Raw genomic sequence first — 19,896 nt, 5'->3', positions numbered from 1 at the left:
CTAGGCCGGATCGACATTCAGGATTCCCAATCGGGTTGATCGCTGATTCATAGGGTTCCGTGTTGCGACACGGAGCTTTGGATGGCGACCAAGCGGTATGAGATCAGCGGGGAACAGTGGGCGAAGATCGCCCTGCTGGTGCCTGGAAAGCCCGGCGACCCTGGTCGGACGGCCTCGGACAACCTGTTGTTTGTCAACGGATGCTTGTGGGTTTTGCGCTCAGGAGCGCACTGGTGCGATTTGCCGGAGCGCTACGGCAAGTGGAAGACGGTGCACCGCCGCTTCAGCCGATGGTGCCATGCCGGCGTGTGGGAGCGGGTATTCGAAGCCCTCACCGCCGACCGCGACAACGAATACCTGATGATCGACAGCACCATCGTTCGAGCCCACCAGCAGGCAGCCTGTGGAAAAGGGGGGCCCAGGATCAGGCGCTGGGGCGTTCCCGAGGTGGACTGACAACCAAGATCCACATGCTCGCCGACGCCTTGGGTCGGCCGTTGCGGTTCATCATCACCCCTGGGCAGTCCGGCGACGCGCCCCAGGCAGCGGCTCTGCTCGAAGCGCAATCGGGAAAGGCCGTGCTCGCCGACAAAGCCTATGACAGCGGGGCCTTGCGCGCGACGATCGCGGCAATGGGAGCGGCTGCTGTCATCCCCTCGAACCGAAGCCGTAAGGTCATCATTTCTCACGATACCGACGCCTACAAGCATCGAAACCGCATCGAGCGATGCTTCTCGAAACTCAAACACTTCCGCCGCTTCGCTACTCGTTACGACCGCCGCACCATCCACTTCAAAGGCTTCGTCCACTTGGCCGGCGCCATGCTCTGGTTGGGCTGAATGTCGATCCGGCCTAGCTCGCTACTCGTTACGACCGCCGCACCATCCACTTCAAAGGCTTCGTCCACTTGGCCGGCGCCATGCTCTGGTTGGGCTGAATGTCGATCCGGCCTAGGCGAGCCACGGTTCTCGCCCGTCCTCACGGACTGTCGGGTGGAACAGACAAGACGGATAGTCTTGCCTGTTCCACCCTCCTACCGGCCTGAACGTCGCTGACACGACACAACACCTATCCAAGGTCCATAACAGCCTCTAGAGACGGCGGGAAAACCGGCAGCGGCTGGCAGGGACCAGTCGCGCGGCGCCTCGTGGAGGGCGCCTCTTTCTTCGGCCGGCGAGGAACGACGCCATGGCGGTCACCGATATCGCGACGCGGGTCTGGAACCACACGTTCAAGCTCGATCCGATCGTGCGCTCGCTGCTCGACACCGACTTCTACAAGCTTCTCATGCTTCAGATGATCTGGGGCCTCCATCGCGAGACGGACGTCACCTTCTCGCTGATCAACCGCACGAAGACGGTGAAGATCGCGGAGGAGATCGACGAGGCCGAGCTTCGCGCGCAGCTGGACCATGCCCGCAGCATCCGCTTCTCCAAGCGCGAGATGATCTGGCTCGCCGGCAACTCCTTCTACGGCTCGCGCCAGATCTTCCGGCCGCAGTTCCTGGCCTGGCTCGCCGGTTTCCAGCTGCCCGACTACGAGCTCGCCCGCGTCGACGGGCAGTTCGAGCTGACCTTTCACGGGCCCTGGACGGACACGACGCTCTGGGAGATCCCGGCGCTCGCCATCATCAACGAGCTGCGCTCGCGCGCGACGCTGCGCGACTACGGCCGGTTCGAGCTGGACGTGCTCTATGCGCGGGCGAAATCGCGCATGTGGGACAAGGTCGAGCGGCTGCAGACGCTGCCCGATCTGCGCATCTCCGATTTCGGCACGCGGCGGCGCCACTCCTTCCTCTGGCATCGCTGGTGCGTGGAGGCGCTGAAGGAGGGGCTCGGGCAGCGCTTCCTCGGCTCGTCCAACGTGCTCCTCGCCATGGAGACCGATGTCGAGGCGATCGGCACGAACGCGCACGAGCTGCCGATGGTGGCGGCCGCGCTCGCCAAGACCGACGAGGCGCTGCGCCAGGCGCCCTACAAGGTGCTGGAGGAATGGCAGAGCCATTACGGCGGCAACCTTCTCGTCGTGCTGCCCGATGCCTTCGGCACCGAGGCGTTCCTGCGCGACGCGCCGGACTGGCTGGCGGGTTGGACGGGCTTTCGCCCCGATTCCGCGCCGCCGATCGAGGGCGGCGAGGCGATCCTCTCCTGGTGGCGCGAGCGCGGCGTCGATCCGCGCGAGAAGCTGCTCGTCTTCTCCGACGCGATGGACGTGGAGGGCATCGTCGCGGCCTATCGCCATTTCGAGGGGCGGGTGCGCATGAGCTTCGGCTGGGGCACCAATCTCACCAACGACTTCCGCGGGCTCTCGCCGGACGGCAGCCGGGCGCTGGAGCCGATCTCGCTGGTCTGCAAGGTCTCGTCCGCGAACGGGCGGCCGGCGGTGAAGCTCTCCGACAATCCGGCGAAGGCGACGGGCGAGCCGGCCGAGATCGAGCGCTACCGGCGCATCTTCGGCAGCACGCAGAATTTTCCGCGCGACGTCCGGGTTTGAGCATGGCGTTTCTGGCGGGCGGGCGCGTTTTGCGGCAAACCCGAACGTGATATCTCCCCTCCATCCTGCCTCGGGGGTCTGCCGCGCCTCCCGATGCCCGCAGACGCGCGGGCCCCGAAACCTTCAAGACCGGAAGGCCTGCCTTCGATGACCGCAGACGCCCTGCAGACGACCGCCGCCCCCGAGTTTCCGATTCCGGCCGGGGTCTATGCGCAGACCGTGACCTCCGTGCAGCACTACACGGACCGCCTCTTCCGCTTCCGCATGACGCGGCCGGACGGGTTCCGGTTCCGCTCCGGCGAGTTCGTCATGATCGGCCTGCCCAATGCCGCAAAGCCGGTCTTCCGCGCCTATTCCATCGCCAGCCCCGCCTGGGACGAGGAGCTGGAGTTCTTCTCGATCAAGGTCGAGGACGGCCCGCTGACCGAGCATCTCCAGAAGATCGCGGTCGGCGACACCGTGCTCATGCGCAAGAAGTCGACGGGAACGCTCGTCCACGACGCGCTGATCCCCGGCAAGCGGCTCTATCTCTTCTCGACCGGCACGGGCATCGCGCCCTTCGCCAGCGTGATCCGCGATCCCGAGACCTACGAGAAGTTCGAGACGGTCATCCTGACGCACACGACGCGCACCATCGCCGAGCTGCAATACGGCAAGGATCTCGTGGCGGAGATCAAGGCGGACGAGCTGATGAGCGAGTTCGTCGGCGACAAGCTCCTGCTCCATTCCACCGCGACGCGCGAGGGCGACCACAAGGGCGAGCGCGTTACGACGCTGGTGGAGACCGGCAAGCTCTTCACCGACCTCGGCCTGCCGCCCTTCGACCCCGCGACCGACCGCGCCATGATCTGCGGCTCGATGGACATGCTGAAGGACACCAAGGCGCTCTGCGAAAAGCTCGGCCTCGTCGAAGGCTCCAACGCGACGCCGGGCACGTTCGTCGTCGAGCGGGCTTTCGTCGACTGAGACGGCACAGACGTTCTCTGCCGATGAGGGTGAGCGGCGCTTCCGAAGCTGCCGATCTCCCTCCTTGCGGGGGAGATGCCCGGCAGGGCAGAGGGGGGGTGCCTCACGCCGACCTCTCGATCGCGCCTCAAGCGCTGCTTCGACGTCGGCTCCCCTGCGCACCCCCCTCTGCCTGCCGGCATCTCCCCCGCAAGGAGGGAGATCAGGCTCATCGCGGGGCGGCGGGGCCAAGTTTTGGATGTTCTATGCGCATGAGGGTCGCCTCGCGCGGCCCTTACCCGAGCATGCTATGCTTCAAACCCCGCCGAAGGCCTTGAACGCGACCGTCGTGAACGTGTCGGAGACGCCGTCGAGGGTCTGTAGGCGTTCGGTGACGAAATGGCCGAGGTCGCGGTCGTCGGCGAGATAGAACTTGGCGATGAGGTCGTAATGGCCCGAGGTGGAGAAGACCTCGGAGATCTCCTCGACATCCTGGACCAGCGCGTCCGCCACGGCATAGGCCTTGCCCGGCCGGCATTTGAACTGCACGAAGATCGTCTGCATCGCTCGCACTCCCGTTTGCGCCTGAGGTGACGCGCCGGGGGCGCCGGGTCAAGGCCGGCTCGTCGCGGGGAGAGCGGTCGGCGACGGCGAGGATGTGCTTCGCACTCGTTCATCGAGGCGCGCAACGAGGCCTGCACGCGGGACGGAGCCGAGGCGTGACACGGGGCGCCGGTCGTCCGGCGGCGCGTGGGCTCAGTGCAGGCGGCGCGGCGCCGGGACGATGATCTCGACCTCGTCTTCGAACACGTCGTCGAGCCCGAAGGAGCTGCCCTCGAAGAGCGCGAGGATCACGCGCGCGACGGGGCCGGGCTCGGGCAGGTCGGGCAGGACGACAGCCGGCCCGATCAGAACCTCATCGTCGCTGCACGTCCGGCAGGCAAGGTCTCGGCGGTGGGCCGGGAAGCACGTCATGGCTTGCAGGTCTCCAAAAGGGCTGCGCGATCGCAGCCGAAGCCTCTTCGAAAGCTCAGGTTTCAGGCGGCACCCGAAACGAAAGCTTTCCGGGCGACAATCTCAGAATAGCTCATGACGTTCCGAATCCGGACTCCAAAACGGCCACAATTCGACTCAAACTGTCGAAATGGTGAATCGAAGGACAGGCTCGGTAAGTTGATCCTGTCTTCGGCCTCCGTCTGCCGCAAGGTTAACGCCCCAGATCGAGCCCGGCACGTATCTTCTGCTTCCCTCTCTACTGGCGCGATCGCCGACGAAGCGGCCCGGATTCCGGCTTGAACTCGGGCGCGCACCAGGGCGCCAGCCAGGGCACAGGACCTCGCCGGAGCCCTTGCGTTGGGGCGTGAAAATCGCCACCCCTCTCGATGCGAAATCCGGCGGTTCGGCCGGTTCGGCCGGTTCGGATTGATAGGGGAAGGCATCGTCATGACGATCGTCAACGAGGTCGCGCGGCTGGAGACGGATGACGGGATCGCCGTCCTGATCCTCGACCATCCTCCCGTCAACGTTCTCTCGAAGATCCTGCGCGAGGGCATCGAGGCGGGTCTGCGCCGCGCCCTGTCCGACGATGCCGTCGATGCCGTCGTGATCCTCTGCGAGGGCCGGACCTTCATTTCCGGCGCCGATATCCGCGAGTTCGGCCGGCCTCCCGAGGGACCGCCGCTGGAGGCGCTGAACGCCCTGATCGAGGGCGCGGAGAAACCGGTGATCGCCGCGCTGCACGGAACGGTGCTCGGCGGCGGGTTCGAGCTGGCGCTGTCGGCCCATGCCCGCATCGCCATGCCCTCGACGCTGCTCGGACTGCCCGAGATCCGGCTCGGCCTCGTTCCGGGCGCGGGCGGCACGCAGCGGCTGCCGCGCCTTCTCGGCCTTTCCCACGCGCTGGACATGATCCTTTCCGGCGAGCCCATGGGGGCGGCCCGCGCCAAGGCGCTGGGGGCGATCGACGAGATCGCGCACGGGGCGCTTACGCCCGCCGCCATCGCCTTCGCCCGGCGCTTCCTCGAGGAGGGGCGCCCGCTCCGGCGCATCCGCGACGAGACCGAGAAGCTGCAGGCGCCCGGCGGCAACGGCGCCGTCTTCGACGCGGTGAAGGCGCGCCACGCGCGAATCCTGAAGGGCAACGACGCCGCGCGCGGCGCGATCAACGCCGTCTATGCCGCGACGCAGATGCCCTTCGAGGAGGGGCTCGCCCGCGAGCGGCAGATCTTCGGCGAGCTTCTGGCGGGGCCGCAGTCCAAGGCGCAGCGCTATCTCTTCGCCGCCACGCGCGCCGCCGCCAAGCTGCCGGGCCTGCCGCCGGGCACGCGCCCCCGCAGGATCGCCCGGATCGGCGTCGTCGGCGCAGGCACGATGGGCGGCGGCCTCGCCACGGCCTTTCTCGCCGCCGGGCTTCCCGTCACCCTCGTCGAGACCGGCCGCGAGGCGCTCGACCGCGGCGTCTCGACGCTGCGCGCGGGGCTGGAGGCCTCCGCCGCCAAGGGCAAGCTGCGCCCGGAAGAGGTGGGCCAGCGCATGGCGCGGCTGACGCCCTCGCTCGCTCTCGCCGATCTTGCCGACTGCGATCTCGTGATCGAGGCGGTGTTCGAGACGATGGCGGTGAAGCGCGAGGTCTTCGCCAAGCTCGACGCGATCGTGCGGCCGGATACGATCCTGGCCACCAACACGTCCTATCTCGACGTGAACCAGATCGCGGCGGCGAGCCGCCTGCCCGAGCGCGTCGTCGGGCTCCATTTCTTCACGCCCGTGCCGGTGATGAAGCTCGTCGAGGTCGTGAGCGCCAGGACGACGGCGCCGGACGTCCTCGCCACCGCGATGGCGCTGGCGCGCACGCTCGGCAAGGTCGCCGTCTCCGTCGGCGCCTCCGACGGGTTCGTCGGCAACCGCATGCTGCGGGCGCGCCGGGTGGAGGCGGACCGGCTCATCCTCGAAGGCGCCATGCCCTGGGACGTCGACCGCGTCTTCACCGGCTTCGGCCTGCCCATGGGCCCGTTCCAGATCGCCGACCTCGCCGGGCTCGATCTCGGCTGGAGCCGCGAGACCTCCAAGGGCCGGACGCTGCGCGCGCGGCTCTGCGAGGTCGGGCGGCGCGGCCAGAAGAGCAAGGCGGGGTTCTACGACTACGACGACGAGCGCCGCGGCCGCGCCTCGCCCGTGGTGGAAGAGCTGATCGCGGCCATGTCGGAGGAGGCCGGCCTCGAGCGCCGGTCGATCACCGATCGCGAGATCCTGGAGCGCTGCCTCTATCCGATGATCAACGAGGGCGCCAAGATCATCGAGGAGCGCGTCGCGTCGCGCGCTTCCGACATCGACGTCGTCTGGGTCAACGGCTACGGCTGGCCGCCGACCATGGGCGGGCCGATGTTCTGGGCCGACGCCCACGGGCTGCGCGACATTCTGGAGACGCTTCGACGCTACGAGGAACGTCTCGGCGAGGCCTTCCGCCCGGCGCCGCTTCTGGAGCGTCTCGTGGAGGAGGAGGGCAGCTTCACCGGGCTGTTCTGATCCCGCCCGGCTGATTTTTCGGTGAGGCGGGCCGAATGCGGCTTTCCCTCCTGGTTCGTTCGGCTAGTCTCCCGGCGGGCGCCGAAATCGAAATGACATGGGAGGACCGTCGTGACACGACGTCTGTTCAGCGTTCTGATGGCGCTTCTGCTCGCGCCGCTGCTTTGGCCCACCGGCGCGCTCGCGCACGGCCCGACCCGGCAGAAGGTGACCGAGAGCGTCGAGATCGCTGCGCCGCCGGCCAAGGTCTGGGCGAAGATCAAGGAGTTCGGCGACATGTCGTGGCATCCCGACGTCGCCTCGACGAACTCGGCGCCCGGCAATGTCGTGAAGACGACGCGACTCGTGGTGCTGAAGTCGGGCGGCGAGCTGACGCAGGAGCTCTACAAATACGACGACGCCAAGATGACCATCGCGACGCTGCTGCCGCATGTCGACGTGAAGGTCATGCCGGTGAACAACTATTCCGACACGATCACCGTGAAGCCGGGCGCGACGCCGGAGACCTCGGTCGTGGAATGGCGCAGCGCCTTCTATCGCGGCTATCCCAACAACGATCCGCCGCCGGAGCTGAACGAGGCGGCCGCCATCAAGGCCGTGACCGACTTCACGCTGGCCGGCCTCAACGCGCTGAAAGCCTCGGTGGAAGCGGGCGGCTGATGCGCGCTTCCGCGCGCGGGTGGCGCTCGCGCGGGGGGCGGTTCGTCGCCGTCCTCGCGGCGCTTCTCCTCGGCGTCGCAGGCGCGGCCGCGCGGGACGTCGCCTTCGTCACCAACCAGTCGAGCGACGATCTCTCGATCGTCGATCTCGAGACCATGGCGGTCGAGGCGACGATCCCGATCGGCGGCAAGCCGGCGGGCGTCGCCGTGCCGCCTTCGGGCGACCGGGCCTACGTGACGAGCCCGGAGGCCAAGTCCATGGCTGTGATCGACACGGGCTCGCGGACCGTGCTGAAGCGCATTGCCCTCTCCGGCGGGCCGCTTGGCATCGCCGTCCACCCGTCGGGCGCGCCGGTCTATGTCGCGGACTGGTTCGAACACCAGCTCTTCGTCATCGATCCGGAGGCCGGAACGATCCTGAGCCGCGTCGATGTCGGCCAGTCGCCTTCCGGCGTCGCGGTCTCGCCGGACGGGGCGATCGTCGTCACCGCCGACCGCGATTCCGACCAGATCTCGGTGATCGACGCGACGAGCCTTTCCGTGCTTCGCACGATCAAGGTGGGCGCGCGGCCCTTCGGCGTCTCCTTCTCGCCGGACGGCGCCCGCGTCTATGCCGCCAATGTCGGCTCGGACTCGGTCAGCGTCGTCGACTGGAAGGCCGGAACGGTGGTCGCCAGCGTGCCGGTCGGGCAGCGGCCCTATGTCAGCGTCGAGGCCAAGGGGCGCGTCTTCGTGACCGACCAGTATGGCGGGACGGTCAGCGTCTTCGACGCCGCGACGCGGGAGAAGCTCGCCGCCATCCCCGTCGGGGAGTATCCCGAGGGCATCGAGGCGGGGGCGGGCGAGGCCTTCGTCTACGTGGCGAGCTGGTTCGACAACATCCTGACCAAGATCGATGCGACGACGCTGGAGGTGGTCGGCACGGTGGAGGTCGGCGACGGCCCGCGCGCCTTCGGCCGCTTCATCGCCGCCCGGCCCTGAACATCAAGACGAAGGGCGCGGTTCGAACGGAACCCCGCCGCCTTCGAACGTCTGGGAGGACGTCATGACGAGACTTCTCGCCGCCCTTGCCGGGCTTTCGCTTCTGGTTGCCGGGCCGGCGCTCGCCCAAAACGCGGCGACGGCCCCGAACGACTATCCGACGACCGCGATCGCCGACTACGTCTTCGGCTGCATGCAGGCCAACGGCAACACGGCGCAGTCGCTGGAGCGCTGCTCCTGCTCCTTCGACGTCGTCGCCTCCATCGTTCCTCACGAGCGCTATGTCGAGGCCTCGACCTTCCTCTCGATGGGGCAGGTCTCCGGCGAGAAGGGCACGCTCTTCAAGACCGGCGTCGAATCCAAGAACGCCATCGGCGACCTTCGCCGCGCCCAGGCGGAGGCGGAGATCCGCTGCTTCGAGTAGCGATGGTCAGGCGCGCCTTTTCCGCCGGCCGCGATCAGCTGTCGCCGGCCGCGAAGGTCTTCTCGAAGACCTTGCCCTCGGTGTCCACGGCCTTGGCGGTGAAGGGCATGGCGCCCTTCGGATCGTAGTCGAAGCGGAAGTTCGGGTCTTCCGAGATCGAGATGCCGCCGGACATGGTGAAGACGAGATCCTCGCCCCGGCGCACCGTCAGGTCCGAGATGAAATGGGCGGGGATGTAGAGAAGCGTCACCTGATCCTTCTGCAGCCCGGAATTGTTCGGGTGGCGGATCATCAGCTGGGCGACGTCGCGGGCGCCGTTCGTGCCTTCCTCCGCGCCGAAGCGCTTCAGGCGCATCTCGCCCATGGATTTCGCGGCGGCCGCGGCGTCCTTTCCGGCCGGTGCCGCGCAGCCGCCGGCCGCCTTCACGAACTGCTTCACCATGTAGAGCGTGCCGTCCTCGGCCTCGGCCACGGCGTGGATGTCGGTATAGGCGTTGACGCGGACGCGCGTCTCGATCTCGGTGAGGCCGGACGTCTCGCCGATGGTGAAGACGGCGGCGACCGGCGAGGGATTCTCGTCGATGACGAGCGTCACCTTGCGGATCTTGCGGGCGGGGTCGAGCGTCAGCTTCACGGGCACGACGGCCGGGTCGCTCGCGCGCTTGGGCGCCTCCAGCGTGACGATGCCGGCGCCGTCCTGCATCGGCCGGTCGTCGAACACGTCGGTCACGAGACCGGGCCAGGCGGACTCGGCAGCGGCCGCCGCCTGTTCGGGCGTCTGCGAGGCCGCCGATGCCGGCCCGGCGAGGAGCGGGGCGCAGAGGACGGTCGCGGCGAGCGCGGCTGCAAGGCTTCGCCGGCCGAGGCCAGGGCGGCCGAGGGCTTCCCATCGCATGGCGTGCATGGCTCTTCTCCCGATCGGGTCTTGGTGCCCTATGAATGGAAGTGTGGGGCCGTTGCCGGTCCACCGCAAGATCGCCCGCGATCAACTCCGGCGGCGCGGAGCTATTGCTTCATTCCCATTCGAGCTCGGCGAAGGCGGCCGTCGCGTTGCGGCTCGCATAGGCTTCGGCGAGCTTCCAATGCGCAGCCTCCGCGCGCCCGGCGGTCTCGGCGGTCTCGCCGAGCGTGCGGCCCTTGGCGAGGGCGGCGCGGATGTCGGCGGCGAGCGCTTCCAGATAGGCGGTCTGCGCGCCGATCGCCGCCGGCCAGGGCGCGGTGGCGGGGCCGTGGCCGGGCACCACCGCGCGTGCCGGCAAGGCCTGGAGGTCCGGCGTCTGCGCCAGCCAGCCCTTCAGGCTGCCGTCGATCACCGGCAGGTGCTCCATGAAGACGAGGTCGCCCGCAAAGAGAAGGCCGCTCGCCTCGTCGAAGGCGGTGAGGTCGTTGTCGGTGTGCGCGGTGCCCCAGGCCTTCAGCGTGAGGTGCCGCCCTCCGAGATCGAGGATGCGGGTGTCCTCGACCACCGTGTCGGGCAAGGTGACGACGAGCCCCTCCATCGCCTCGGCGCCGATCTCCTCGCGCATCGAAAGGAGATAGCTCTCGCGGCGTGCGGCGAGGGCGGCGGGGAGGTTGCGGTGGCCGATGATCTCCGCGCCGATCGCCTTGAAGGCCTGGTTGCCGAAAATGTGGTCGGGATGCATGTGGGTCGCCAAGAGATGGCGGATCGGCCGGTCCGTGACCTTGCGGATCGCAGCGATCATCGCGGCGCCGTCGGCGGGGCTGCCGCCGGAATCGATCGCCGCGACCGCCTCCCGCCCGATCACGAAGGAGAGGTTGGCGATCTCGCCGCCGTTTGCCGGCGTCATCTCCTCGATCGGCCCGCCGCGGACATGGACGCCCTCCGCCACTTCCTGGAAGGTCGGGGCCGGAAAGGGCGGGGAGGCAGGGGCGCCGCTCTCCGACGCCCCGGCCTTGGCGGCAAAGGCCGAGACGAGCGGCCAGCCGAGGGCCCCGAGCAACGTGCGGCGTCGAATCATCGTCGGGCCCTCCCGGCCTCGCCACCCGCCGGGCGGGTCCGCGTCTCAGACTTTAGAATGATACCAGGACGAAGGGTGGTCCACGCTGACGCGATCGTCAGCGCCCTGTGAGCGTTCGCACCGGCCTCCGGCGGCGCCGGCCGGCTTGCGGAACGGACGGGCCTTGGAAAGTTTCCGGCGGACGATCGACAACACATTGCCGCGCAAGTTCGCCCCTCCGCCCTCGCGAGGTCGGAAATCCTCGGGCTTCACCGTTGAAACCGCTTATCATTTCGGACTCTGCGACATAGTATACCCGTTCTTAACCCATTTTTTCCCGCCATTTGCTTGGCTTGATCAAGATCGGTTCCCTCAATCGTAAAAAAAGCTTGAAGCCGTCAATAGAGGTGTCAATCAGTTCAATAGAGGTATTGCGGTGCGGCAGGCGGATGCTGCATCGCATATATGATTTATAGGTGGCCGCGCTTGCGTCGTCCTCGCAGTCAGCTTAGCGTCGCTGCATGGTTTCCGGCTTCAAGGTCGCAGGTGTTGGGAGCACCCGCGAATCTCGAAGGCCACGGTAGGGCGATATCAACGGTGCCCACCAAGACCCCTATTGGCGGTCGTGACACGCTGCCGGGAACCTTCCCCATATGAGATCGAACGGTGACTCGTGCGCAATTTTGCTCGCGTGGGCCGACATGACACGGTTCTTGGGAGGAAACGATGTTGAAGACTCTGACGAAGGCCGCTCTTGGCTGCACGCTGCTCCTGGGACTGGGATCGGTCGTGTCCGCCAACGAGGCGCTGTCCGAACTGGCGAAGAACCCGGCGGACTGGACGATGCCGACGGGCGACTACGCCAACACGCGCTATTCCACGCTCGACAAGATCAACAAGACCAACGTCAAGGAGATGGTGCCGGCCTGGACCTTCTCGACGGGCGTGCTGCGCGGCCACGAGGGCAATCCGCTCGTGATCGGCGACACGATGTACGTGCACACGCCGTTCCCCAACATCGTCTACGCGCTCGACCTCAAGAACGACGGCGCGATCAAGTGGAAGTATGAGCCCGTCCAGGATCCGAACGTCATCCCGGTCATGTGCTGCGACACGGTCAACCGTGGCGTCGCCTATGCGCCCGGCGAAGGCGGCTCCGCCGGCCTCATCATCCTCCACCAGGCCGACACGACGGTCGTCGCGCTGAAGGCCGACACCGGAGAGCAGGTCTGGAGCATCAAGAACGGCGACGCGACCAAGGGCGAGACCGGCACGGCCGCTCCGATGGTCGTCAAGGACAAGGTGCTGATCGGCATTTCCGGCGGCGAGTTCGGTGTGCGCGGCTCCATCACCGCCTACAATCTCAAGGACGGCACCAAGGCCTGGCGCGCCTATTCGACCGGCCCCGACGCAGAAATGCTGATGGACCCGGCCAAGACCACCTCGCTCGGCAAGCCGGTCGGCCCGGACTCCTCGCTGAAGACCTGGGAAGGCGATCAGTGGCAGATCGGCGGCGGCACGACCTGGGGCTGGTATTCCTACGATCCCGCGCTGAACCTCATCTATTACGGCTCGGGCAACCCCTCGACCTGGAACCCCTCGCAGCGTCCCGGCGACAACAAGTGGTCGATGACGATCTTCGCCCGCGACGCCGACACGGGCGTGGCCAAGTGGGTCTACCAGATGACCCCGCATGACGAGTGGGACTTCGACGGCATCAACGAGATGATCCTCGCGGACATCGACGTCGGCGGCACGACCCGCAAGGCCCTCGCCCATTTCGACCGCAACGGCTTCGCCTACACGCTCGACCGCGAGACGGGCGAACTGCTCGTCGCCAAGAAGTACGATCCGGCCGTGAACTGGGCGACGGAAGTCGTCATGGATAAGAACTCGGACCAGTACGGCCGGCCGCAGGTGGTCGCGCAGTATTCGACCGAGCAGAACGGCGAGGACGTGAACTCGACCGGCATCTGCCCGGCCGCGCTCGGCACCAAGGACCAGCAGCCGGCGGCCTTCTCGCCCAAGACCAAGCTCTTCTACGTGCCGACCAACCACGTCTGCATGGACTACGAGCCCTTCCGTGTCGCCTACACGGCCGGCCAGCCCTATGTCGGAGCCACGCTCTCGATGTATCCGGCCCCGAACAGCCATGGCGGCATGGGCAACTTCATCGCCTGGGACGCGGGCAAGGGTGAGATCGTCTGGTCGCTGCCCGAGCAGTTCTCGGTCTGGTCCGGCGCGCTCGCGACCGCCGGCGACGTGGTCTTCTACGGCACGCTGGAAGGCTATCTGAAGGCGGTGGACGCGACGACGGGCCAGGAACTCTACAAGTTCAAGACCCCGTCCGGCATCATCGCCAACGTGATGACCTATGAGAATTCCGGCCAGCAGTACGTGGCCGTGCTCTCGGGCATCGGCGGCTGGGCGGGCATCGGCCTCGCGGCCGGCCTCACCGACCCCAATGCCGGTCTCGGCGCGGTGGGCGGCTATGCCTCGCTCTCCAAGTACACCGCGCTCGGCGGCCAGCTGACGGTCTTCACGGTCCCCAACCAGACCGCCTCGAAGTAAGTCTCCAAAGAGGCGCGGCTTCCGATCGAGGGAGCCGCGCCTTTCGTCTTCGGGGGACCCGACGTGCCACCCATGCGGTCGCCGGGTCCCTTTCATGTCTCGGACAGGCGGCTTCTCTCGCCTCGGCTCCGGCCCCGTTCGACGCAGCCGGCGTCGAAGCCGAGGCGCCGGAACCGTACCGCGGCCCGATCCGGATCAGAATGAGGTATCGATGACCCGTAGCGTTCTTGCTCTCGCCGGCCTCCTCGCCGTTTCCCTGTCCACGCTGGCCTTGGCGCAGAGCGCCGGCACACCCGCGACGATCGTTCCGGCGGCCCCGGCCGCCGCACCGGCGCCCGCGGCTCCGGCAGCGGCTCCGGCTCCGGCTCCGGCGGCACCCGCAGCGGCAGCGCCCGCACCGGCCGCCCCCGCCGCGGCGGCAGCGCCGGCACCGGCAGCTCCGGCGGCCGCGGCAGCGGCGGCCCCTGCAGCCGGCGGACACAAATCGGCCGACACGGCAGCGAGCGGCGCGGACCCCGTGCCCGGCGAGGGCGGCAAGTTCGTCGACGGCGCCGGCAATCCCGTCTACGCCAAGAACGCCGACGGCACGTTCGACTACTACACCTGGCGCGGCTACAAGAAGTTCATGGCCAACTGCATGCAGTGCCACGGGCCGGACGGCATGGGCTCGTCCTTCGCGCCGAACCTCACGGATTCGCTGACGCGCATCAACTACTACGACTTCTCCGGCATCATCGTGAACGGGCAGCAGAACAAGTGGCACCCGGTCAACTCGATTATGCCGGCCTGGGGCGAAGACCTCAACGTGATGTGCTTCCTCGACGGCATCTACGTCTATCTGCGCGGCCGGGCCGACGGCGTCGTGCCGCGCGGCGAGCCGAAGAAGCCGGCCGCCAATAAGGAAGCCCAGGCCGCCGAGAACGCGTGTCTCGGGTTCTGATGGCAACGATGTTCCGCCGCCTCGTCGGCGCGACGCTGGCGCTCCTGGCGGCCGCCCTGCCGGTCGCCGCGCAGGACCGGGACTTCGGCGGCACGATCGAGCTGGTCGATCCGAACGTCCTGCGCGTCTGCGCCGATCCGTCGAACCTGCCCTTCTCCAACGAGAAGAAAGAGGGTTTCGAGAACGCGCTGGCGACCTATCTGGCGGGCAAGCTCGACCGCAAGTCCGTCGCCTACAGCTTCTTTCCGCAGGCGACCGGCTTCGTGCGCATGACGCTCGGCTCGAACAATTGCGACGTGATCCTCAGCTATCCGCAGGGCGACGAGCTCGTTCAGAACACCAACGCCTATTATCGCACGGCCTATACGCTGGTCGTGCCGAAGGGCGGCGATCTCGACGGCGTCGACGTGCTGGAGGACCCGCGCCTCAAGGGCAAGAAGGTCGGCGTCGTCGCTGGCACGCCGCCCGGCACCTATCTCGCGCGCGCCGGCCTCATGGGCCGGGCCAAGGGCTACCAGCTCATGGTGGACACGCGCTACGAGAACTCGGCTCAGAAGATGATCGAGGACCTCGGCAAGGGCGAGATCGACGCCGCCGTGCTCTGGGGCCCGATGGCGGGCTATTACGCGCGCGAATCCGGCAAGAGCTACACCGTGACGCCGCTGGTGAAGGAGCCGAAGGGCGGGCCCGCCATGATCTTCCGCATCACGATGGGCGTGCGTCCCTCCGACCAGGAGTGGAAGCGCCGCCTGAACACGGTGATCCGCGAGAACCAGGCGGAGATCGACGAGATCCTCCTCTCCTTCGGCATCCCCCTTCTCGACGAGACGAACAAGCCGATCGCCTCCCGGAAGGGCGGCTGACATGGTCCGGCGCGGCGTGTTCCTCGCCGCCGCGCTCGCCCTTTGCGGCCTTGCCGGGAGCCCGGCGATCGCCGCCCCGCCGGAACCCGCCGGCTACCGAACCGACGACTACCGCTCCCCGACCCCCGCGACGCTGGACGGCGCCGAGGTCGTCGACACCGCCGGAGCGAAACGGCTCTTCGAGGAGAAGAGCGCCGTCTTCGTCGACACGCTGCCCCGCGCCCCCAAGCCCAAGGGCCTGCCTGCCGGCACGCTTTGGCACCCCAAGGAACGCCGCGACATTCCCGGCTCGATCTGGCTCGTCGACACCGGCTACGGCCAGCTCGCGCCGATCATGGAAGCCTACTTCCGCGACGGCCTCGCCCGCGCGACGAATGGCGACACGGCGCGTCCGCTGGTCTTCTACTGCCTTCGCGACTGCTGGATGAGCTGGAACGCCGCCAAGCGCGCCCTGGCGATGGGCTATACGCGCGTCCACTGGTATCCGGATGGAACCGACGGGTGGTCGGAAGCCGGCCTGCCGCTGGAGCCCCGCGAGCCGGAGGCGCGGCCGGACGAGTAGGGCTGGCACTGGAGCTTTTGCCGAACGTCGGCACGAGGCACCCCCCTCTGCCTGCCGGCATCTCCCCCGCAAGGAGGGAGATCAGGCTTGTCGCGGACGCTCGCGTCATGGTGGAGCGGCTTCCGGTTCGGGCGACCGGCAAAGCTGCCGATCTCCCTCCTTGCGGGGGAGATGGCCGGCAGGCCAGAGGGGGGTGCCTCCCGCCGACCCGGGATCGACATCCGTCTTTCAAAACTCAATCATGTCTCGATGAGCCACGATACCGTTCCGCTTGGCCGCCGCGCCCAGGCTCGCCGCATGCGGATGGTCATGACGGATGCCGAGTCGCGGTTCTGGAGCGCCGTTCGAGCCCATCGCTTGGAGGGCATCGGCTTCCGTCGTCCGTTTCCGATCGCCGGCTTCATCGTTGATTTTGCATGTCCGTCGCACCGGCTTGTCGTCGAAATCGACGGCTCGCAGCATGGACGGCACCGCGAGATCATTCGAGACGTCGAGCGCACGAAGGACCTGGAGCGTTCGGGATGGCTGGTTCTGCGGTTTTGGAACGATGATGTTCTGAAAGACGTCGAAGGCGTGTGCGCTCATGTTCTGGCGGTCGTATGCGAACTTGAGCGAGGAGGGTGATCGAACGTTCGCGGGAGGCACCTCCCTCTGCCTGCCGGCATCTCCCCCGCAAGGAGGGAGATCAGGCTTATCGCAGACGTTCGCATCAAGGCGGAAGCGGTTCCTGGTTTCGCTCCGCCGGCAAAACTGCCGATCTCCCTCCTTGCGGGGGAGATGGCCGGCAGGCCAGAGGGGGGTGCCTCCCGCAAGCGCCGGAGCATTTTACTCCCACCCTTTTCGGCCGCCAGGAGATCGGCGCAGATAGCGCCCGGCTCGATCGAGAAGAATGACATCAGGCTTCTCGCCGACTGCAGGGGTGATTCACCCGCTGCCTAAGCCTCAAGCGTCGCCAGATGGGCGATGATGCGTTCCATCAGCCAGTACCAAGCTTGGCGCTCGCGATCGCCGGCGGTCTTTTCGATGGCGATGTTGAGATAGGCGATCTCGGCTTCGATCTTTTCGGCCGGCAGCATGTGCAGCCGGCTGACGAGGATGGCGGCTTCGAGGATGGCGGCTCTGGCGCGGTTGAGGCCCGTGAAGGGGGCGTGGGTGGCGGAGGCGGAGACGCGGCAGCGGAAGCGGGGGCGGGTCGCGTCCTCGGCGACGTCTTCCACCGTGAGCACGTCGTGGGCGAGGGCGGCTTCCAGGCGCGGCACGGGGCAGCCTTCGACGGGGAGAAGGGGCCAGTCCTTGCGGCCGGTCAGGCAGCCCGCGAAGATCAGCGGATCGTCGGTGAGATTGGCGATCGCCATGCCGGTGGCGACGAGATTGTCCAGCGTCTTCGAGGGGCGGAAGGGGGCGATGATCCAGAACTCGCCCTCGGCGATGATGCCGAGCGGGGCGATGTGGACGGCACCCGCGGCATCGACCGTCGTGAGGATGGTTTCGCGGATGTAGGGCATCGCTCGGGTCCTTTCGAAAGGCGTCGTCGGCCGCAAGGGTCAGGCTCCCCGCCGCGCCCTGCCGGCGGGGGCGGTGGGATGCCTGGGGTGAAAGGTCAGCCGGTCTTCGGTTTCAGCGTGTGGCCGGCCGCCTCCAGCCGCGTGCGGTCGGTCTCGGGAAGGGGCACGGCGACGCCGAATTCCAGCGGAGCGTCCTGCGCGTAGCGCTTGCCGAGCCGCCATGCGATCTCGGCCTTCTGCAGCTCCGCGCCGAGATAGAAGGCATGGCCCACATCCTCGCCGACCTCGATATGGGGGAAGAGCTCGAAGGCGTCGGTCGCGACGTGATGGGCGTCGCGGTTGTAGAGATGGATGCCGTCCACCGCCGTCTCGATCCGCCAGTTGCGGTCGCGAATGGCGCCCTGCTGCTCGGCCAGCTCAGTCGGCGTCGCGGCGAAGGGGCTGGTGTCGTGGACCTGGAGGAGACCGGCGCCGTAGCCGCGCGGCAGGGCGCCGTCGGCCCTTGCCGCGAACATCAGGCGGCGGGCCGCGTCGTGCTCCTCCACCGTCCGGCGCGTGTGGGGGCTCACATGGACGACGAGGAGATTGCGGATCGACAGTTCCGAGCAGATGCCGAGAAGCATGGCCGTGATGCCGGACGTGTCGGCATCGGTCAGCTCGGTCAGGTTGCCCGTGCCCATCAGCATTTCGGTCTCGGGATGGCGCTGGCGCAGCGCGTGATAGCGCGAGAGCGAGGCGGAGAAGCCGAAATGGATGGGGTCGAGGATGGGATCGGCGAGATGGGGGATGCCCCGCCGCGCGGCTTCCGCAATGGCGCGGTCGAGCGAGGCCATGTCGTGCGGCACGGCCGGCACGAGCACGGGCACCGCGCCGCCTTCGCCCGATATGTCGAGCGTCTCCTCGGTGAGGCTGAGGAGATAGTCCGCGCCCGCCCGCGTCGCGCGCGTCAGCTCCGAGCGGTCGGCGGAATCGACGCTGACGGCAAGGCCGAGGCGCTTCAGCTCGGCGATGGCGTCTTCCAGATGCGGAAAGGGCGTGTCGGGCAGGCAGCCGAGATCGATCACGTCGGCTCCCGCCGCGCGAAGGGCGGCGCCGCGCGCGGCGAGGTCCGGCAGCGAGAGGGCGGAGGCGTCGACGATCTCGGCGAAGATGCGCATGTCGTGGCGCGACAGGTCGGGCGGGGCGCCGCGGCGGCCGAGATAGGCGGGCAGGTCGGACAGCTCGTCCGGGCCGCGCGCGAAGGGCAGGCCGAAGAGCTCTGCGAGGCGGTCCAGATCGGCACGGCAGCGGCCGGGCACGACCACGCGGCTCGCCTCCACCGGGCGCTTCAGCCGGCGCTCGATGATCTCGCCCGTCATGAGGGCCGCGACCTTCACGCCGATGTCCTCGATCGCCCAGTCGAACTCGGTCTCGCCGAGCCCTTCGAGCACACGCCTGAGGCGCGGCTCGGCCAGATGCCCGGTCAGAAAGAGAAGTCGCTCGCCCGGCATAGGGTCCCATGCGGATGGCTCGAACGCCGGATCGACGGAGCTGACGCTCCCATGCGCTCGAAAGGGGCCGATCCGGCGGGTGGCCGGTTCGCGGGCGCCCTCGGCGCCGTCTTCGACCTAGCAGATATCCAGGACCTGTCCCACGAATTTCGACCTCCGGCCGATGCGGCAAGGGCGCCGCATCGAGGCGAGGCTACTCCGCCGCGACGGGCATGCGCCGCTCGGCGGTGAAGGGATGGCCGGGAATGGCGCCGTCGGCGAACTGGTGGCCGGCGAGTACGACGTCGGCCGGGCCGGCGATCGAGACGGACATGGTGGGATGGAGCATGGCGAGGAAGGAGGCGTCCACGATCTCGGCGCCGGCCAGCGCGTCCAGCGTCGTGTCCTTCGGCACGTCGATCTGCTTGATGAGGAGCAGCGAGGCCTTCGGCAGACCGGCCGCGAGCCAGGCGGCGAGACTGTCGGAGGTGACGGTCCAATCCTGCGCGATCTCGGGCGCGGCGAGCGCGGTGGCGGCTGGCATCCAGACGGGGATCTTTCCGGCCGCGATGGCGGCGTGGATCTCGTCGAGCGAAGCTGCGGGCACGAGACGTTCGCCGAGGCTGACGAGGGCGCGGCCGAACTGCTCCATCGCCAGGATCGCCATGTGATGGGCGGCCTCGTCGTCATAGCCGAGACGGGGCTGGTAACGGCGCACGACATTGGCGAAAGGCCCGCCGCCCGGCACGAGCACGACGGGACGGCTCGCCCGTTCGATCGCCTGGAGCCAGCGGTTGAAGTCCGGGGAGGACGCGCAGCTGCCGCCCAGTTTGACCACCAGAATTCCGTCCATGGTGCGTGCCCTCACCGATGTGCCGGACTGGGCGAAACGCCGTCCGACGCGCTCACTCGACATACAACCGCCATGCCTGCGGCGACAATGGGGCAAGTGCGATCCGGCGGTCCAAGTTCCCGAAATGTCTGGAAAATCGATGCTGCATCGC

Annotated in this window: 19 protein-coding genes; 12 read left to right on the top strand and 7 right to left on the bottom strand. The window is 67.9% G+C overall.

Annotated features, from left to right (window positions below; genetic code table 11):
• The first annotated feature begins 81 nt into the window (after positions 1-81).
• The 3 genes from ASG62_RS25235 (at position 82) to ASG62_RS02715 (ending at position 3,459) form a co-directional block, all read left to right on the top strand.
• Positions 82-839 (top strand): IS5 family transposase gene (locus ASG62_RS25235; protein WP_244488586.1). Its coding sequence is split into 2 segments (ribosomal slippage): positions 82-424 and positions 424-839, totalling 759 coding nucleotides; the frame shifts between segments, so codons are not numbered across the junction.
• Between the two features lie 349 nt (positions 840-1,188).
• Positions 1,189-2,493 carry a nicotinate phosphoribosyltransferase gene (gene pncB, locus ASG62_RS02720; protein WP_056694067.1) on the top strand — a complete coding sequence of 435 codons (1,305 nt, stop codon included), beginning with the start codon at positions 1,189-1,191 and terminating at the stop codon, positions 2,491-2,493.
• A gap of 147 nt (positions 2,494-2,640) precedes the next feature.
• Positions 2,641-3,459: a ferredoxin--NADP reductase gene (locus ASG62_RS02715; protein WP_056694069.1), complete on the top strand. Its 819-nt coding sequence runs from the start codon at positions 2,641-2,643 to the stop codon at positions 3,457-3,459.
• Positions 3,460-3,753: 294 nt separating this feature from the next.
• Here ASG62_RS02715 and ASG62_RS02710 read toward each other — a convergent pair whose 3' ends face one another.
• Positions 3,754-4,002 (bottom strand): Lrp/AsnC family transcriptional regulator, encoded by a 249-nt coding sequence (locus tag ASG62_RS02710; protein ID WP_056694071.1) that lies wholly within the window; start codon positions 4,000-4,002, stop codon positions 3,754-3,756.
• 192 nt (positions 4,003-4,194) lie between these two features.
• Entirely contained in the window at positions 4,195-4,413 is a 219-nt protein-coding gene (locus tag ASG62_RS02705) for a hypothetical protein (protein WP_056694074.1), read from the bottom strand.
• Positions 4,414-4,881: 468 nt separating this feature from the next.
• Between ASG62_RS02705 and ASG62_RS02700 the strand changes: the two genes are divergently transcribed.
• The 4 genes from ASG62_RS02700 (at position 4,882) to ASG62_RS02685 (ending at position 9,024) form a co-directional block, all read left to right on the top strand.
• The gene (locus ASG62_RS02700) at positions 4,882-6,960 is read left to right on the top strand and encodes a 3-hydroxyacyl-CoA dehydrogenase NAD-binding domain-containing protein (protein ID WP_056694077.1); all 2,079 of its coding nucleotides are present in this window, start codon (positions 4,882-4,884) and stop codon (positions 6,958-6,960) included.
• A 111-nt stretch (positions 6,961-7,071) separates the two neighbouring features.
• The gene (locus ASG62_RS02695; RefSeq protein ID WP_244487550.1) at positions 7,072-7,620 is read left to right on the top strand and encodes an SRPBCC family protein; all 549 of its coding nucleotides are present in this window, start codon (positions 7,072-7,074) and stop codon (positions 7,618-7,620) included.
• Entirely contained in the window at positions 7,620-8,600 is a 981-nt protein-coding gene (locus ASG62_RS02690) for a beta-propeller fold lactonase family protein (RefSeq protein ID WP_056694082.1), read from the top strand. The genes ASG62_RS02695 and ASG62_RS02690 overlap by 1 nt, the downstream gene beginning before the upstream one ends.
• 64 nt (positions 8,601-8,664) lie before the next feature.
• Positions 8,665-9,024 carry a hypothetical protein gene (locus tag ASG62_RS02685; RefSeq protein ID WP_056694085.1) on the top strand — a complete coding sequence of 120 codons (360 nt, stop codon included), beginning with the start codon at positions 8,665-8,667 and terminating at the stop codon, positions 9,022-9,024.
• Between the two features lie 34 nt (positions 9,025-9,058).
• Here the strand turns inward: ASG62_RS02685 and ASG62_RS02680 are convergent, their stop codons facing one another.
• Both ASG62_RS02680 and ASG62_RS02675 read right to left on the bottom strand, forming a co-directional pair.
• Positions 9,059-9,928, bottom strand: a complete 870-nt coding sequence (locus tag ASG62_RS02680) for a quinoprotein dehydrogenase-associated SoxYZ-like carrier (RefSeq protein WP_156381928.1) — start codon at positions 9,926-9,928, stop codon at positions 9,059-9,061.
• 109 nt (positions 9,929-10,037) lie between these two features.
• Positions 10,038-11,003 (bottom strand): quinoprotein relay system zinc metallohydrolase 2, encoded by a 966-nt coding sequence (locus tag ASG62_RS02675; RefSeq protein ID WP_082537158.1) that lies wholly within the window; start codon positions 11,001-11,003, stop codon positions 10,038-10,040.
• A gap of 705 nt (positions 11,004-11,708) precedes the next feature.
• Between ASG62_RS02675 and ASG62_RS02670 the strand changes: the two genes are divergently transcribed.
• The 5 genes from ASG62_RS02670 (at position 11,709) to ASG62_RS25225 (ending at position 16,542) form a co-directional block, all read left to right on the top strand.
• Positions 11,709-13,553, top strand: a complete 1,845-nt coding sequence (locus tag ASG62_RS02670) for a methanol/ethanol family PQQ-dependent dehydrogenase (protein ID WP_056694091.1) — start codon at positions 11,709-11,711, stop codon at positions 13,551-13,553.
• 211 nt (positions 13,554-13,764) lie between these two features.
• Complete coding sequence (locus tag ASG62_RS25230) at positions 13,765-14,493, top strand: c-type cytochrome (RefSeq protein WP_082537159.1); 729 nt, start codon at positions 13,765-13,767, stop codon at positions 14,491-14,493.
• 8 nt (positions 14,494-14,501) lie between these two features.
• Complete coding sequence (locus ASG62_RS02660; RefSeq protein ID WP_056694906.1) at positions 14,502-15,356, top strand: substrate-binding domain-containing protein; 855 nt, start codon at positions 14,502-14,504, stop codon at positions 15,354-15,356.
• Between the two features lies 1 nt (position 15,357).
• The gene (locus ASG62_RS02655; protein WP_056694093.1) at positions 15,358-15,918 is read left to right on the top strand and encodes a PQQ-dependent catabolism-associated CXXCW motif protein; all 561 of its coding nucleotides are present in this window, start codon (positions 15,358-15,360) and stop codon (positions 15,916-15,918) included.
• 87 nt (positions 15,919-16,005) lie between these two features.
• Complete coding sequence (locus ASG62_RS25225; RefSeq protein ID WP_320409305.1) at positions 16,006-16,542, top strand: endonuclease domain-containing protein; 537 nt, start codon at positions 16,006-16,008, stop codon at positions 16,540-16,542.
• A 311-nt stretch (positions 16,543-16,853) separates the two neighbouring features.
• On the opposite strand, the gene ASG62_RS02645 is transcribed toward ASG62_RS25225, so the two are convergent.
• The 3 genes from ASG62_RS02645 to ASG62_RS02635 all read right to left on the bottom strand — a co-directional run bounded on the left by ASG62_RS02645 (position 16,854) and on the right by ASG62_RS02635 (position 19,745).
• Entirely contained in the window at positions 16,854-17,423 is a 570-nt protein-coding gene (locus ASG62_RS02645) for a DUF447 domain-containing protein (protein ID WP_056694098.1), read from the bottom strand.
• A gap of 95 nt (positions 17,424-17,518) precedes the next feature.
• A complete protein-coding gene (locus ASG62_RS02640) occupies positions 17,519-18,913 on the bottom strand; it encodes a DUF6513 domain-containing protein (RefSeq protein ID WP_056694100.1) in 1,395 nt (464 codons plus the stop codon).
• Between the two features lie 193 nt (positions 18,914-19,106).
• On the bottom strand, positions 19,107-19,745 hold the full coding sequence (locus ASG62_RS02635; RefSeq protein ID WP_056694102.1) for an amino acid kinase: 639 nt from the start codon (positions 19,743-19,745) through the stop codon (positions 19,107-19,109).
• Positions 19,746-19,896: the final 151 nt, after the last annotated feature.

It is taken from the genome of Aureimonas sp. Leaf427 (assembly GCF_001425485.1).
GTDB lineage: Bacteria > Pseudomonadota > Alphaproteobacteria > Rhizobiales > Rhizobiaceae > Plantimonas.
Note: the sequence above shows the minus strand (reverse complement) of the source record. Positions and strands in the feature narration are given on the sequence as shown.